Annotated in this window: 11 protein-coding genes; 5 read left to right on the top strand and 6 right to left on the bottom strand. The window is 59.5% G+C overall.

Annotated elements, in window-relative coordinates; all coding sequences use genetic code 11:
- Positions 1-58: 58 nt before the first annotated feature.
- On the bottom strand, positions 59-1,114 hold the full coding sequence (gene trpS, locus HMPREF2614_RS09765; protein WP_070560860.1) for a tryptophan--tRNA ligase: 1,056 nt from the start codon (positions 1,112-1,114) through the stop codon (positions 59-61).
- Between the two features lie 143 nt (positions 1,115-1,257).
- On the bottom strand, positions 1,258-1,689 hold the full coding sequence (locus tag HMPREF2614_RS09760; RefSeq protein ID WP_070560858.1) for a hypothetical protein: 432 nt from the start codon (positions 1,687-1,689) through the stop codon (positions 1,258-1,260).
- A gap of 190 nt (positions 1,690-1,879) precedes the next feature.
- Here HMPREF2614_RS09760 and HMPREF2614_RS09755 point away from each other — a divergent pair, with 190 nt between their 5' ends.
- Complete coding sequence (locus tag HMPREF2614_RS09755) at positions 1,880-4,567, top strand: DUF6541 family protein (protein ID WP_070560856.1); 2,688 nt, start codon at positions 1,880-1,882, stop codon at positions 4,565-4,567.
- 25 nt (positions 4,568-4,592) lie between these two features.
- On the opposite strand, the gene HMPREF2614_RS09750 is transcribed toward HMPREF2614_RS09755, so the two are convergent.
- Positions 4,593-5,549, bottom strand: a complete 957-nt coding sequence (locus HMPREF2614_RS09750; protein ID WP_038627780.1) for an exodeoxyribonuclease III — start codon at positions 5,547-5,549, stop codon at positions 4,593-4,595.
- Positions 5,550-5,592: 43 nt separating this feature from the next.
- Entirely contained in the window at positions 5,593-6,903 is a 1,311-nt protein-coding gene (locus tag HMPREF2614_RS09745) for an MFS transporter (protein WP_038627777.1), read from the bottom strand.
- Between the two features lie 395 nt (positions 6,904-7,298).
- On the opposite strand from HMPREF2614_RS09745, the gene HMPREF2614_RS09740 reads away from it, so the two are divergent.
- The 4 genes from HMPREF2614_RS09740 (at position 7,299) to HMPREF2614_RS09725 (ending at position 13,786) form a co-directional block, all read left to right on the top strand.
- Positions 7,299-8,336, top strand: a complete 1,038-nt coding sequence (locus HMPREF2614_RS09740) for a hypothetical protein (RefSeq protein ID WP_038627775.1) — start codon at positions 7,299-7,301, stop codon at positions 8,334-8,336.
- A 265-nt stretch (positions 8,337-8,601) separates the two neighbouring features.
- Entirely contained in the window at positions 8,602-10,824 is a 2,223-nt protein-coding gene (locus HMPREF2614_RS09735) for an NADP-dependent isocitrate dehydrogenase (protein ID WP_038627773.1), read from the top strand.
- Positions 10,825-11,281: 457 nt separating this feature from the next.
- Positions 11,282-12,604: an O-acetylhomoserine/O-acetylserine sulfhydrylase gene (locus HMPREF2614_RS09730; protein WP_038629393.1), complete on the top strand. Its 1,323-nt coding sequence runs from the start codon at positions 11,282-11,284 to the stop codon at positions 12,602-12,604.
- Positions 12,605-12,649: 45 nt separating this feature from the next.
- The gene (locus HMPREF2614_RS09725; RefSeq protein ID WP_038627771.1) at positions 12,650-13,786 is read left to right on the top strand and encodes a homoserine O-acetyltransferase MetX; all 1,137 of its coding nucleotides are present in this window, start codon (positions 12,650-12,652) and stop codon (positions 13,784-13,786) included.
- On the opposite strand, the gene HMPREF2614_RS09720 is transcribed toward HMPREF2614_RS09725, so the two are convergent.
- Positions 13,783-14,151: a DUF3017 domain-containing protein gene (locus HMPREF2614_RS09720; protein WP_038627769.1), complete on the bottom strand. Its 369-nt coding sequence runs from the start codon at positions 14,149-14,151 to the stop codon at positions 13,783-13,785. The two genes, HMPREF2614_RS09725 and HMPREF2614_RS09720, sit on opposite strands and share 4 nt — an antisense overlap.
- A 20-nt stretch (positions 14,152-14,171) precedes the next feature.
- Positions 14,172-15,029, bottom strand: a complete 858-nt coding sequence (locus HMPREF2614_RS09715; RefSeq protein ID WP_070560854.1) for a bifunctional methylenetetrahydrofolate dehydrogenase/methenyltetrahydrofolate cyclohydrolase — start codon at positions 15,027-15,029, stop codon at positions 14,172-14,174.
- Positions 15,030-15,081 lie beyond the last annotated feature (52 nt).

Here is a 15,081-nt window from a genome sequence, read left to right as displayed (position 1 = left end):
TCTACCTTAACGTGCCAGCTTTCGGTACGGAGACTGAAGCGCAGAGTCTACAGCTGGGTTAACGGTTGGCAGCCTTCAGGAACCCGACGCGCTCGTACACATCTGCAAGTGTCTTGGCGGCAACTTCACGGGCACGGTCAGCGCCTTCGGCCAGGATTCGTTCCAACTCACCGCGATCAGCCATGAGCTCCTCATAGCGAGCACGCAGTGGCGTGGTGAATGCTTCCAGCGCATCTGCGGTATCAGCCTTCAGCTGGCCGTAGCCTGCGCCTTCGTAGCCGGCAACGAGCTCGTCGACAGGCTTGTCGGTCAACGCCGACTGAATGACCAGCAGGTTGGATACGCCCGGCTTGTTCTCACGGTCGAAACGAATTTCGCCATCGTTGTCGGTAACGGCCGAGCGAATGCGCTTGGCAGAGACCTTTGGGTCGTCCAACAGATTAATAATGCCCTTCGGGTTTGCACCCGACTTGCTCATCTTCGAGGTCGGATCCTGCAAGTCATAAATCTTGGCGGAGCCTTCCATGATGTGCGGATCCGGCACAACGAAAGTTTTCTTGTAGCGGGAGTTGAAGCGCTGCGCCAGGTTACGCGTCAGCTCGAGGTGCTGGCGTTGGTCCTCGCCCACCGGCACCAGCTGTGGGCGGTAGAGCAGAATGTCGGCGGCCATCAGCATCGGGTACGCAAACAAACCAGCGGAGGTGTGTTCCGCGCCCTGACGAGAGGACTTGTCCTTAAACTGCGTCATACGGCTGGCTTCACCAAAGCCAGTCAAGCAGGTCAGCACCCATCCGAGCTCCGCGTGCTCGGGCACATGCGACTGCACGAACAGCACCGACTTCTCCGGATCAATACCAAGTGCAATCAGCTGTGCGGCACCTGCGATAGTGCGCTGACGCAGCTCCTTCGGATTCTGCTCGACAGTGATGGCGTGCAGGTCTGGAATGAAGTAGTAAGCGTCGAAGTCATCCTGCAGATTAATCCAGTTCTTCAATGCTCCCAGGTAGTTGCCCAGGTGGTAGGAATCTGCGGTCGGCTGAATGCCGGACAGAACGCGCTGCTTACGAGTACTCGGTGCAGGATTAGTTGCTTCAGGACCCTTGCTTTCACTCATAGCCAATAAGTTTAGCGCGAGCTTCATAGTGGAGAGTCGGCGACGTACCCATTTCGACGACATCGCAGGCTTTACAGGAACGCCAATCCTTAATATCCGGTCTTTAAATCGACGTCGACTACCGGGAAAGCGACTACCAAAAACTAGTCCTGACGGCCCTTGTACCCTTGCTCCACAAGCATTCGATCGGATAGCAATTTGACGGTTCGCGCTGCAGCGGCTGGCGATTCCTCGGGGTACAGTGCGCGCACCAGCGTGACAGCCGGGCGGATACCGTGTTCAGAGAGAACACGTCGAACACGCTCGCGCTCCCCCTGGGTCAACTCCAGTGGAGCTACGGGAGGCCTGCGGGTGTAGGACACGACCATGACGACTCCCAGCAGAACAATGAGTCCGAGGGAAATCCACAGTGGCCACGCGTAGGCAAAAGACAGCACGATAAACGCAACGATGACACCGGAAGTCACGACCACCGGGACATTGACAGCAGTACCAGGATCGTTCTGCAGGCTCCGTGCGATGGCTTCCAAATCGGCCATCTGGTGCCGCTTGTTATCTCTCTCGCCGTTTTTCACTGTGAATGTCCTCTCCTTTCCGGGTCCGCACCGAGCTCGCTTCAAGTCTCGCGCAAATTCGCGCTTGGGCTTTACAGCAGCTGAAGTCCCATCAGCCCTTCTTCAAATCTTAGGCGCTCGCGTCCCAAGTGCCGAACTAACCCACAGGTATTATTGGACTAATTCAATTCTCTTATCCGTCAGGAGTCCCATGCTCGCTGCCATTGCGGTTGCCGTCTTCATCCTGCTGATCCCAGGCACAGTTCTCGGTTGGGTCAGTGGGCTACGTCCCACGCTCGCGTTGGCATCTGCCGGCCCATTAACGATGGGTGTGATCGGTTTTTCCGCATGGTCGTCTCACGCGCTTGGGCTGGATTACACCTGGCTCTTCGTGGCCGGCATGTGGGCATGGTTCTGTGCCATTGGCTATCTGGTGCGCAGATTCATCCCCCGGGCAACGCCCGAAGACGGCTTCGATTCCGGCGTTGTCACCGCGATGATTGTCGCCGGGGTCACGGTAGTCGGCTCGATGCGCGCCATGCTCGTGCTTAACGACGTCCCCGGTGGCCCCGGCGCTATCCGCGAGGCCTGGGATATGCTCTGGCATACTAACTTCCTCCGGTTCATTGACGAGCATGCAATAGCCTCGCCCACCGCGGCCGGTGACCTGATGAATCAGGAGACCGGAGCCGAAATGTTCTACCCCACCGGCTGGCATGCCGTGGCGGGGCTGCTGCCCGGCTCGGTTTTCCTCGATTCCAACGTGTTTGCGTTCTTGGCCCCGGCGCTGCTTCTGCCCGCAGCAACTGCGGTGCTAGCCCGCACCGCAGTTGGCCCTAAGTGGGCGGCCTATGCCGGTCCCGCAGCTGCCGTCGCGACGCTGATGCTTCCGGAGATTTGGGCGGCTCTTTGGCGCACATCCTCCATGCCGTATCTGCTCGCGGTGGCCACTTTGCCGATCGCTGCGGCTTTGACCATGCGGGGCTATATTGTCCCCGCTACGCTTGCCCTGGTCGGCACGTTTATCACCCACCCGGCCGGCGCAATTGCTGCTGTGCTCTTTGTTGGCTTGTGGTTGATCACCCAACCGAGTGTCAGTGGCCTCGCTCGCACACTAATTATCGGAGCGCTCTCACTGGTGATGACTCTCCCGGCAGCATTGTCCGCTAGCGGGCAAGGTGAATCCGTTGCGGGCTTTACCGGCCAAATTGAGATTTCCCGCTCCGAATCACTGTGGCGGACTCTTATCGGGTTTTCCCGCTATGCTGACGAGCCCATCTTTTCCCAGACTGTTCTGGTTCTTGTGCTCATCGGCCTGGTGGTGGCGCTGGTCTCTCGCCTACCAGACAGCCCGTGGGCGCCGTGGCCGGCACTGGCTTTCGGGCTGCTCTTTGTGGTGTCCGATAGTGCGCAGTCCCGTTGGGATGAGCCGTTCGGCACCTATCTGAAGTTTATTGGCACTTTCTTCTACGACATGCCGTACCGTATGCAGGCGGTTATGGGAATTCTGCGCGCAGTGCTGGTCGGCTACGCAGTCGCGGCTGCCGTTGTCGCGATTGTGGCTGCGGCGCAGTGGATCGTCGCAAAGCGAAATCAGCCGGTCAAGTCGTGGAATCCTGCGCTGGCGATGGGGCTCGTAGCGGCACTGGCGATTGTGCCTGCGACCTGGGTGAGTGGGCCTGCTCAGCGCGAGGCAATTCGTGGAAGTTTCGGAAGCACGTTTGTGACCGCTGCGGACATGGAAGCTATTGATTGGCTGTCCGAGCAGCCGCATGCGTTTGAGGGGCATATCCTCAATGACCGTCGTGACGGTTCTGCGTGGATGTACGCCATCGCTGGGCTGCCGACGCTGTTCCGCCATTTCTCCTTCTCCGACAAAACTGCCGAGGCAAGCAAGAAGCTGCCGACAAACGTTGACTTGCTGGGCTCACATCCGGAATTCGATGCCATGGCGAAAAAACTGGGCGTGCATTACATCATTAGTTCTCCGCCAGGTGTGAACACGGATGGCACGGAGGCGCTGTCGATGCGTTCCTGGGCATGGCACGCGCCGGGGCTCACGCCCGTGTATCACGACGGTTCTGTGATGATTTTCGCGGTCAACAAGATGTTTTCACCTGAAGAGTTGCACGCTGTTGTCAACAGTTCCCCACACCGCCCGGCGCGCCCCAATCCGCTGTGGATGCCTCCGCGCCAGCCGATCATCCCCTCCCCCGACGAGGCTGCCGATCCGCTCGCCGGCGCGCATATCACCGTCGACTCTCGCCGCGGGGCCATCGAGACTATCAACGCTGACCTGCCTCGCGCACTGCGTTTGAGTGGGGATACTTCCGCTCACATCGACAGCATCGTGCAACGTGCCAACGAGAAGCTCCGTCAGCGCGGCGCAATCGTTGGCGCGCATTCGCTTGCCGACGGCACGGAGAGCGCAGCCACCGTAATTGTCGGTCGCTCATCAGAGGACCAGACCCTTTCTGGGGATAACATCGGCGATCGTGGTTTTTCGGTATCCGCTGTGGTGGAGTCCCTCGAGCCAAAGGACGATGACCCTGCTGACTGGCAGCTGGCGGCAGGTGTGCGTGACGGAATGGTGTTCCGAGGTTTCAATCCGCACAGCAGTTACAGCACAAACGGGGTGCCAACAGAGTTTCGTACCGGTCTGGCGCCGGCAGTGGCGGTGAACCAGAGTTCGCGGTCGCATGCGCCGACGGTTGCGCTATCGCTGGGAGCGGTGGGCGCTGAAAAACTCACCCGCGATTTGGCCGACCCGGCTATGCAGGACAAATGGGCCGACGCCATCGTTGACGGCATTGCCTCCATGTTGCGGCAGAACCGACATCTCGTAACCGCTCCCGAGCCGGAGTTGATCCCAGAATTCGCTGGAGTCGGAGCATACTAGTCCGCGGCCTAGGCGCGTGCCGAGTCTAGGCGTACTCCACGATCACCGGCGCGTGGTCCGTCCAGCGAAGATCGTAGGCGGCAGGCTTGTCCACCACCGAGCTGACGGCACGCTTGAGCATTGGTTCGGTTGCCGCCTGGTAGTCGATGCGCCAGCCGGCATCTGTATCGAACGCCTTACCGCGGTAGGTCCACCAGGACCAAGGGCCGTCGGCCTCTGGGTGAAGACGGCGGGTGACATCAAACCACACCGGATCTGCATTGGGCGCCGGGGCCTCCCACACGGAACCATCGGAGAAGGCACCGGATTCCAGCTCCTTGTCGCTGGCCTGAACCTGCGAATCCTGGGGAACCTCATCGGGCCAGCAGCCGAAGACCGAGTCCATCCAGGCGCGCTCCTGTGGCAGGAAGCCGCTCTTGCGGCGGTTGGTCTTCCAGTTCTTCAAATCCTGTTCGCGGTGACAGATGTTCCAGTCGCCGCCGATAACTGCGTGGTGACCGTCGCGCCCCTTGGCACCCAGTTCCGCCAGGTAATCAGAGAAGGCATCGAGGAAGCGGTACTTCTCATCCTGCTTCTCACTAAGCGCGGCACCGGACGGCAGGTAGAGGCTGGCAATCTGGACATCCGCATCCAGGCCGGTATCCGCTGCCGGGGCAACCCCACTGATAAACCGACCGGATTCTTCGAACTCCTCCGAGCCGATGCCCACCTGGACGTCGTTAAGCGGAAAGCGCGAGAGAATGCCCACCCCGGCGCGCCCCTTGGCACCCAGGTTTTCAGCGCCGACCCAATGCCATCCGGCATCGAAAGCGGGCGCGAGGGCCTTGCGTGCCTGGTCGTCGGTGGCGCGGACTTCCTGCAGCAAAACGACATCGGAACTGGTGTGCTTCAGCCACTCCAACAGTCCGAGGTTGGTTTCGCTGCGCTCTTTGACGGCGGCGCGGATGCCGTTGACATTGATTGTCGCGATTGTAAGGCTCATGCCCTCATACGTTACCTATGCGTACGCTACGCCTTGTAGACCTCTAGCGCAGTTCGATGCGCTCGGACTTCTTCGCCTGTGAGCGGCGGTACAGAACAATGGTCGGCAGAGCGATGAAGATAGCCAGCATCGCCAACGTTGCGCCGCCCAAAGCCGGTGCGCGGTAGCCATAACCGGAAGCGATGACCCAACCACCGAGCGCGGCTCCGAATGCGTTGGCCATGTTCAATGCGGCCTGGTTGAGAGCTGCCGCCAGCGTCTGTGCGCGACCTGCGACATCCATCAGACGGGTCTGCAGATTCGGTACCAATACCGATCCCAGCAGACCGATAAGGAGGAAGTTGATCGTGCCCAGCACAGCATTCTGCGAGGTGAAGTAGAAAGCACTGAGCATGATTACCATCAGCACCAGCGCAACCATGATGCCCCACTCCCCGATGCGGTCGGAGAGCCATCCGCCAATGTAGGTACCGACTACCATGCCGATGCCGTAGGCCATCAGCACAATCCAGATGTGGTTTTCGCTCATGCCCGCTTCGCGAGTCATGGTCCAAGTGATATAGGTGTAGACCGCGAACATTCCGCCGAAACCAACGGTGCCGATTGCGACGGTCAGCAGCACCTGCGGTGTCACCAGGGCGGAGAGCTCATCCATCGGACGCGTCTTCGGCATACGGTTCATATGCGGCACAGCGAACCACAGCGAAACAAGTGCAATCAGGCCGATGACCGCTACAAACGCGAAGGCACTGCGCCAACCGTACATCTGCCCCAGCACCTGCGCGGCCGGCACACCTATCACAGTCGCCACCGACAGCCCCACGCCCGACAGGGCCACCATCTTTCCACGCTGCCCTGGCTTAGCCAGGGAGGCCGCCACCAGAGCAGCCACCGAGAAATACGCACCGTGCGGCAAACCGGCAATGAAGCGGGAGACCATGACAGCTTCGAAAGACCCCAGTGTGCCTGCCCATACCGTGGCACCATTGCCGATGGTAAATGCCGCCATCAGCAGCAGTAGCATGCGCCTGCGCGGAATCGAACCGGTCAGCACGGTAATCAGCGGTGCGCCCACGACAACACCGAGGGCGTACATCGAAATCATGCGCCCCGCGGCATCCTCATCGCGTCCGAAGGCGTCAGCGATGTAAGGCAGCAGGCCCATGGCCACAAACTCAGTAACGCCGATGCCGAATGCACCGACCGACAGAGCCACAATCACCAAGATTCGGCGTAGATCAGAGATGTCGTCCTGCACCGGAACAGGACGGCGATGCGAGCTAAACGCTCCCACACGACGTGCACGCGGTTTGTGGTCGTCGTTGTGGGTTGTTACTTCGCTTGACGACGTCATTGCGACCGTCTCCTTTTCTCTTCTTACGCCAGTTGGTGGGCTCTCAGTTCCCCTCGATTTTCGACCCAAGACGGGCTCGCAAAACCGCGAGGGGAGTCGAAAGGGAAAAATGAGACTCTACTCCGCAACACAAAAATTTCGCTATTCAATCCGTCTGTTCCCCGGGTATTTGTGCGCGGAATAACATCTACAGCCATTGGCGGTAGTCGCTCACTCACGTTCTTCTAATACATTGTGCAATCGGCATTGTTTGCCGAGGGCTACCAATGCCCTCCGAGCGCCACGGACTTCCTACCATCGAGCGCTCCGGGTCTTCGATGCTGCCGTACTAGCTACCGGGTAAATTGTTTGAAAAGATATTTCGAACTGCAATACCGATAGGATCTTGAGCCGCTATGGGCGACCGCTATAACCTCTACGAGTCTCTGAAGCTGGATAGCGCAGCCAGCACCGAAGAGCTCCATGCAAACCTTTCTAGTCAGCTCTCTGAACTGCGGGATGCTGGTGTCTCGGAGTACTCCGGCGAGTTCCAGGAGAAGCTCACTGCGCTGCAAGTGCTAGGCGATGAGGGACGTCGTCGCGAATACGACGCTTTGCTGGCCGATGAGAACGCCACCATCACCATCGCGACGCTGCGCGGGCTGGCAAATCGCCCGGTACCCACTGCGCAGGAATCCTCGTTCCAGACACAAGCCCAGCAAGCCCAGCAAGCCCAGTCGCAGCCGTCATCGGCACAGCAGAATCAACAAGCACAGTGGTCCGCCCCAACTCAAAACGGACCTGCGACGGTAACCACCACGGTGACCACGGATGTACCGCCACTGCCGGCAAACGCCACACTGCAGAACATGTGGCAGCGCATGCCGCTCATTCCCCGAATTACTACCGGCCTGGTCGGTTTTTCAACCTTGATTGGCATCATCACAGTTCTGTACGCAATCAAGCTCAGCATCCAGGGCGCCAACAATCTCGGCAGCCTAGAGTCATCGTTGGGTGATTCTTGGGAGGGTATTGGCTACATGATGGGCGCTGCAGCCGCCCTCGTTCTCGTTCCAATCCTTTTACTGCTGGGAATGATGCTTGTCACCTTGACCGCATACTGGATTCACTCCATTCTCCGCGGCGAAGACTCAACGGCACCAATCTTTTTCTGCGTCACCGTGGCACCACTGGCGTTGACTATGACCATCATCCCCCTCCTGTTCTTGAGCTCCTGGGTGGATGTAGTCCTCTTCCTCGCAGGTGCCATGCTGATCGCCGCTTGCGTTCTTATGTTCCTCAAGGACATGCGCGCATGGTTCCGCGGCCAGAAACTGGTCAGGACTACCCAGTCAGCCCCGGGGCAGGTATATGCGCCGCAGCACCCCCAGTCTCAGAACATTCAGGGCTACCAGTTCGGCCAGAACAATCCTCCGAACAATACGCAGAACTAACTAAGCTGTCCTGAACCACCGCGCCGGCGTGCACGACACCCCAGCGCGGTTTTTCGTATTTGAGGGGCCTGAGCGCGGGGACCGTCGTAAAGCGAAAAATGGAATGAAAAGCGGTGAATAAGCGACAAATAAAAACGCATTTCGTGACTTACCTCACATAATTGCGTTATTCATATCACTATCACTGTTTTTGCGCTATGCCCCGACACAACCCAAGATTCAAAACTGGGTTATCGTGGAACAAAACAGATAGGAGACATGAATTATGGCGACAATTATTTGGACCCGTACTGACGAAGCCCCTCTGCTGGCGAGCTACTCGCTGAAGCCAATCGTGGAGGCATTTGCAAGCCAGGCTGGTGTCAATGTTGAAACCCGCGACATCTCCCTCGCAGGCCGCATTCTGGCTCAGTTCCCGGAGCGCCTTTCGGACGAGCAGAAGGTAGAAGATGCGCTGGCAGCCCTGGGCAAGCTGGTCAAGGAGCCGGACGCCAACATCATCAAGCTGCCGAATATCTCTGCATCCGTCCCGCAGATTAAGCGCGCTGTCGCAGAGCTGCAGGAAAAGGGCTACGACATTCCGAAGTACAAGTCGCAGCCGGAAGGCGACGAGGAGACCGCCGACCGCGCAAAGTTCGACAAGGTCAAGGGCTCTGCCGTTAACCCGGTACTGCGCGAGGGTAACTCCGACCGCCGCGCTCCGGAGCCGGTGAAGAACTATGCCCGCAAGCACCCGCACCGCATGGGTGCTTGGTCCGCAGACTCCAAGACCAACGTCGCCACCATGGCCTCCAACGACTTCCGCCACAATGAGAAGTCCATTGTCATGCCGGAAGACGACAAGCTGACTTACCAGCTCGAGTCCAACGACGGCCATATCATCACCCTGAAGAAGGACATGCCGGTCCTCAAGGGCGAGATTATTGACGGCACGGGCATGAACGTCCACATCCTGGACAACTTCCTCCGCGCTCAGATCCGTCGCGCAAAGCGCGAGAACATCCTGTTCTCCGTCCACCTGAAGGCCACCATGATGAAGGTCTCCGACCCGCTGATTTTCGGCGAGGTCCTCAAGGCCTTCCTGCCATCTGTTTTCCCGAAGTTCGAGTCCAAGCTGGCCGCTGCCAACCTGACTCCGGACTATGGCCTCGCCGCTATCCTCGACGGCCTGCACAAGCTTGACGACGCAACCGCTGCAGCCGTCAAGTCCGCGATTGAAAAGGACCTGAAGGAGGGCCCGGCCCTCTACATGGTGAACTCCGACAAGGGCATCACCAACCTCCACGTTCCGTCCGACGTCATCGTTGACGCCTCCATGCCTGCACTAATCCGCAACGGCGGCAAGGGCTGGGGCCCGAGCGGCGAAGAGAGCGACACTCTCGCTGTTATCCCGGACTCTTCCTACGCCGGCGTCTACCAAGCGGTCATCGATGATTGCCGCGCCAATGGCGCTTTCGACCCGGCAACCATGGGATCTGTCCCGAACGTCGGCCTGATGGCTCAGAAGGCTGAGGAGTACGGCTCCCACGACAAGACTTTCCAGGTTCCGGTTGACGGTGTCCTGCAGGTCATCAACTCCGCTGGCGAGGTTCTGATTGAGCACCACGTCGCCGAGGGTGACATCTGGCGCTCCTGCCAGACCAAGGACGCCCCAATCCGCGACTGGGTGAAGCTAGCCGTTAACCGCGCTCGTATCACTGGTGACCCTGCAGTGTTCTGGCTGGACCCGCAGCGTGCGCACGACAACAACCTGATCAGCAAGGTCAACGAGTACCTGGCAGATCACGACACCGAGGGTCTGGATATCCGCATCATGGATCCGGTGTCCGCCACCAAGTTCTCCCTCGAGCGCATCCGCCGCGGCGAGAACACCATTTCCGTAACCGGTAACGTTCTGCGTGACTACCTCACCGACCTGTTCCCAATTATGGAGCTGGGCACCTCCGCTAAAATGCTGTCGGTCGTGCCGCTGATGGCCGGCGGCGGTCTGTTCGAGACCGGTGCAGGCGGTTCCGCCCCGAAGCACGTCCAGCAGGTTCAGGAAGAAAACCACCTGCGCTGGGATTCCCTGGGTGAGTTCCTGGCACTGGCCGAGTCCCTGCGCTATGCCGCTGAGGATGACGACGACTCACGTCCGCGCGTCCTGGCCGAGGCCCTGGACAAGGCAACCGCTACCCTGCTCGACGAGGGCAAGTCGCCCTCCCGCAAGGCTGGCGAGATCGACAACCGCGGCTCCCACTTCTACCTGGCTCTCTACTGGGCACAGGAGCTGGCCAAGCAGGACGAGAACTCCGAGCTGAAGGAAGCTTTCGCACCGGTTGCTAAGGCCCTCACGGAGAAGGAAGAGTCCATCACCAAGACCCTGATTGATGCTCAGGGTTCCCCAGCTGATCTGGGTGGCTACTTCCTGCTGGACGATGAGAAGACCTCCGCAGTTATGCGTCCGTCCGCTGAGTTCAACGAGATTATCGACGGTTTGAAGAAGTAGGACTAACTGCTTGCCCCTGGGTGGTCTGGCTGGTCTGGTTGGCCGAGGCTGACCTAGACTGCCCGCCGATTTCAGGCGATAGCCCCTCGCTCATGTTGCATTTGATGCACATGATGCGTGGGGCTTTTTCTGTGCCCTGACCTCCATAACGGCCTTGACAACTTCGAGCGCCCTTCGGCGGTCTCCGGTACTTTTCGCCCATATCCAGCCCCCAGCTTGGCTCAACCCGACACTCGACACCGCAGCGCCCAATGCCCAGGCTCCCCCCCCCCACAACTAATCACACCCCACGACTAATCAAACCAATCCGTACTAAGCGGGCTATCGCACTCTCGACACAGATGCACACACCCTCTTACCTTGGGTTTTTCCAAAACTTTGCAATAGACAGCTTGGTTCACTATTGTTTGTAAGCAACGTTTTGAACAACCTCAAAAACCGCAAGGAAGTATCTGAAATGACCACCAAGTACGACAACAGCAACGCCGCCAACTGGGGCCTGTCCACTCGCGCTATTCACGCCGGCTTCGCTCCGGACGCACAGACCTCCGCGCGTAACCTGCCGATTTACAACACCTCCTCCTACGTCTTCGATTCCGCTGAGCACGCTGCCAACCGCTTCAACCTCTCGGATGCAGGCCCGATTTACTCCCGCCTGACCAACCCGACTGTGGATGCCGTCGAGCAGCGCATCGCCAGCCTTGAGGGTGGCGTCGCAGCCGTACTGTTCGCCTCCGGCCAGGCAGCTGAGACCGCTGCTGTTCTCACTCTGGCTCGTGCGGGCGACCACTTCGTCGTTTCGCCGCGCCTCTACGGTGGTACTGAGACCCTGTTCAAGGTCACCCTGCCGCGCCTTGGCATCGACTGCACTTTCGTCGAGAACCCGGATGACCCGGAGTCCTGGCAGGCAGCAGTTCAGGACAACACCGTCGGTTTCTACGGTGAATCCATCGCCAACCCGCAGATCGACATCCTGGACATCCCGGTTATCGCAGAGGTTGCACACCGCAACAACGTTCCGCTGATTGTCGACAACACGGTTCCGACCCCTGCCCTGCTGCGCCCGCTCGAGCACGGTGCTGACATCGTGGTTTCTTCCACCACCAAGTTCCTGACCGGTAACGGTTCCTCCCTCGGCGGTGTCATCGTCGATGGTGGCAAGTTCGACTGGACTCAGACCCGCAACGGCCGCTCTATCTTCCCGAACTTCACCGAGGCCGACGAGGCTTACCACGGCCTGAAGTTCGCCGACCTGGGCGCCCCAGCCTTCGCACTGCGCGCCCGCGCTGGCATTCTCCGCGACACTGGTGCTACTCCGGCTCCGTTCAACGCGTGGGTTCTGGCTCAGGGCCTCGACACCTTGTCTCTGCGCATCGAGCGCCACAATGAAAACGCCAAGGCTGTCGCTGAGTTCCTCGAGAACCACCCGCTGGTCGCCAAGGTCAACTACGCTGGCCTGCCGAGCTCCCCGTGGCACGAAACCCTGACCAAGCTGGGTCTCTCCGGCGCCAGCGGCGTGCTCTCCTTCGACTTGAAGGATGCCGACACCGCCAAGGCTTGGAAGTTCATTGACGCTCTGAAGCTGCACTCCAACGTCGCCAACATCGGTGATGTCCGCTCATTGGTTGTCCACCCGGCCACCACCACTCACTCCCAGTCCGATGAGGAGGGTCTGACTCGCGCCGGCATTTCCCAGGCCACCGTGCGTCTCTCCGTCGGTATCGAGAACATCGATGACATCATCGCTGACCTCGAGGGCGGCTTCGCAGCACTCGCGTAGACCGTTTGTACACAGACATATGACGGACTAAGTAGTCTATAAGGCATGAGCTTTTCCCCATCTACCCCGGCCGCCCTCCCCCCCGAGGGCGAGCCGGGGCGTGTCTTTATCGGCGATGTCACCACCGAGGCCGGCGCGGTCATCCCCGACGTCACCGTCGAGTTCGAACGCTGGGGCCGGCTTAACGACGACTGCTCGAATGTCATCCTCCTCGAGCACGCTCTAACCGGCGACGCCCACGCTTCCGGTCCCTCGGATGAGTACCACCCGACTGCGGGTTGGTGGAACGGGATGATTGGCTCTGCCCGCGCACTGGATACCGACGAGTACTGCATCATCTGCACCAACGTCATCGGCGGCTGTCGCGGTACAACTGGCCCCTCCAGTCCACATCCGGACGACGGCAAGCCCTGGGGCTCTCGCTTCCCCGCCATCTCCGTGCGCGACACGGTGACAGTGGAGCACCTTGCGCTGCAAGAACTGGGAATTTCCCGCCTCCAAGCTGTCATTGGTGGCTCCTTGGGTGGGGCCCGCGCGCTTGAGTGGTCACTGATGCACCCGGATTTCGTCGGCAAGGCATTGGTGATGTGTGTCGGCGCACGTGCGTCTGCTTGGCAGATTGGTATTCAGTCTGCGCAGATTCAATTCATTGAGTCCGATCCCGATTGGCATGGCGGCGACTACTACGACCGCGGTGTGACCCCGACCCGAGGTCTGGGGTTTGCACGCAGGGTCGCGCATTTGACGTACCGTGGCGAGCTGGAGATGGATGACCGCTTTGGTGCGGCAGCGCAGCCCGGTGAGAATCCGCTGGGCGCGATGCGCACGGAAGACCGATTCCAGGTAGAAAGCTACTTGGATCATCAGGCGAAGAAGCTGGCTCAGCGTTTCGATGCCGGGTCGTATGTCGTGCTCACCGATACCTTGAATCGGCACAATATTGGCCGTGATCGCGGTGGCCTCAACGAGGCGCTGCACTCGTCAACCGTTCCGACCATGATTGCCGGTGTGGACACGGATATTCTCTACCCCTTCCACCAGCAGGAGCACCTCGCCCGCAATCTGGGCAACTGCATGGGGCTAGAAAAGATTGAATCCGCCGTGGGTCACGACGGATTCTTGACGGAGTTCGAGCGAGTGGATTCGATTGTGCGTAATTTCCTCTCTCGCGATGTCAGCTAGCTTCCCAGCGCATCCACGCTGACTGCGAGGAATACGATCCCCATCCCGATTATGGAGCAAAACCATAGGTCAAAGGTCCGGGATCGTACAGAGAACACACCTAAAATACTGTCCGGCAGGTACTGCCTAGCCACACCAAGCAGCACCATTGTGCTTCCCAGCATGAATGTGGCGCGTCGCCAACGCTCCAGCCCCAGGAACACGACGAAGGCGGACATGCCGAAAAAGAGCGCGCCGTAAATCGTATACTGCACCCACATTGGCCACGATGCCCCCGGCGGCGGGGTCTTCGGGCTATGCGGGTTCAGCATTGGATCCGGCAGATCTTCCCGCCGGGCACGCTGCGCAATTTCCCTTTTCGACATGACTTCTTCCTCCCGGCTGACTAGGCCAGGCCAGCGAGCTTTTCAGCGCGCTCGACGACATTGCGTACGAGGAAAGCGCGAGTCAGTGGGCCGACACCACCTGGGTTCGGGGATACGTAACCGGCAATGTCCCAGACGTCATCAGCAACGTCACCGGCCAGCTTGCCGTCGACACGCGAAACTCCCACGTCGAGTACAGCAGCGCCAGGCTTGACCATGTCTGCCGTAAGCATATGAGCGACACCAGCGGCTGCGATGATGACGTCAGCCTGACGGGTTTCAGCGGCCAAATCCTTGGTGCCGGTGTGGCACAGCGTCACGGTGGAGTTCTCGCTGCGGCGAGTGAGCATCAGCCCGATTGGGCGACCGACGGTGACACCGCGGCCGATAACAACAACCTTGGCTCCATTGAGCTCGACGCCGAAGCGTCGCAGCAGGTGGATACAGCCGTTTGGGGTACACGGCAGTGGCGCTGGCTCGTTGAGAACCAGCTTGCCCAGGTTTACCGGGTGGAGCCCATCGGCGTCCTTCTCCGGATTGATGAGGCCCAGAATACGGTTTTCATCCAGGTGCTTCGGCAGTGGCAACTGAACAATGTAGCCTGTGCACTCCGGGCTTCCGTTCAGCTCGGTGATTACTGCCTCGAGTTCTTCCTGCGTGGTGTCAGTTGGGAGATCACGGCGGATAGAGGCGATACCAATCTGCTCACAGTCGCGATGCTTCATCTTGACGTAAGAGTGGCTGCCTGGATCATCACCAACCAACACGGTGGCCAACCCCGGGGTGTAGCCGGCTTCCTTCAAACGCTCAACGCGCTTTTCCAGGTCTTCAAAGATTTCGTCTCGGTAGAGTTTGCCATCAAGCTTTGTCGCTGCCATGGCATTTATCTTAGGCACAGGAGCGAATAATGCCCAGAAACGCCCTGTAACC

Source organism: Corynebacterium sp. HMSC074C11 (genome assembly GCF_001809455.1).
Lineage (GTDB): Bacteria > Actinomycetota > Actinomycetes > Mycobacteriales > Mycobacteriaceae > Corynebacterium > Corynebacterium amycolatum.
The sequence above is the reverse complement of the archived record's forward strand: the minus strand, read 5'-3'. Positions and strand labels throughout refer to the sequence as shown.

Excerpts from the sequence above, each read along its gene's own strand:
- HMPREF2614_RS09750 (WP_038627780.1), bottom strand. The coding sequence starts at position 5,549 with ATGAGCCTTACAATCGCGACAATCAATGTCAACGGCATCCGCGCCGCC.
- HMPREF2614_RS09745 (WP_038627777.1), bottom strand. The coding sequence starts at position 6,903 with ATGACGTCGTCAAGCGAAGTAACAACCCACAACGACGACCACAAACCG.
- HMPREF2614_RS09730 (WP_038629393.1), top strand. The coding sequence starts at position 11,282 with ATGACCACCAAGTACGACAACAGCAACGCCGCCAACTGGGGCCTGTCC.
- HMPREF2614_RS09715 (WP_070560854.1), bottom strand. The coding sequence starts at position 15,029 with ATGGCAGCGACAAAGCTTGATGGCAAACTCTACCGAGACGAAATCTTT.
- HMPREF2614_RS09755 (WP_070560856.1), top strand. The coding sequence starts at position 1,880 with ATGCTCGCTGCCATTGCGGTTGCCGTCTTCATCCTGCTGATCCCAGGC.
- HMPREF2614_RS09735 (WP_038627773.1), top strand. The coding sequence starts at position 8,602 with ATGGCGACAATTATTTGGACCCGTACTGACGAAGCCCCTCTGCTGGCG.
- trpS (WP_070560860.1), bottom strand. The coding sequence starts at position 1,114 with ATGAGTGAAAGCAAGGGTCCTGAAGCAACTAATCCTGCACCGAGTACT.
- HMPREF2614_RS09725 (WP_038627771.1), top strand. The coding sequence starts at position 12,650 with ATGAGCTTTTCCCCATCTACCCCGGCCGCCCTCCCCCCCGAGGGCGAG.
- HMPREF2614_RS09720 (WP_038627769.1), bottom strand. The coding sequence starts at position 14,151 with ATGTCGAAAAGGGAAATTGCGCAGCGTGCCCGGCGGGAAGATCTGCCG.
- HMPREF2614_RS09740 (WP_038627775.1), top strand. The coding sequence starts at position 7,299 with ATGGGCGACCGCTATAACCTCTACGAGTCTCTGAAGCTGGATAGCGCA.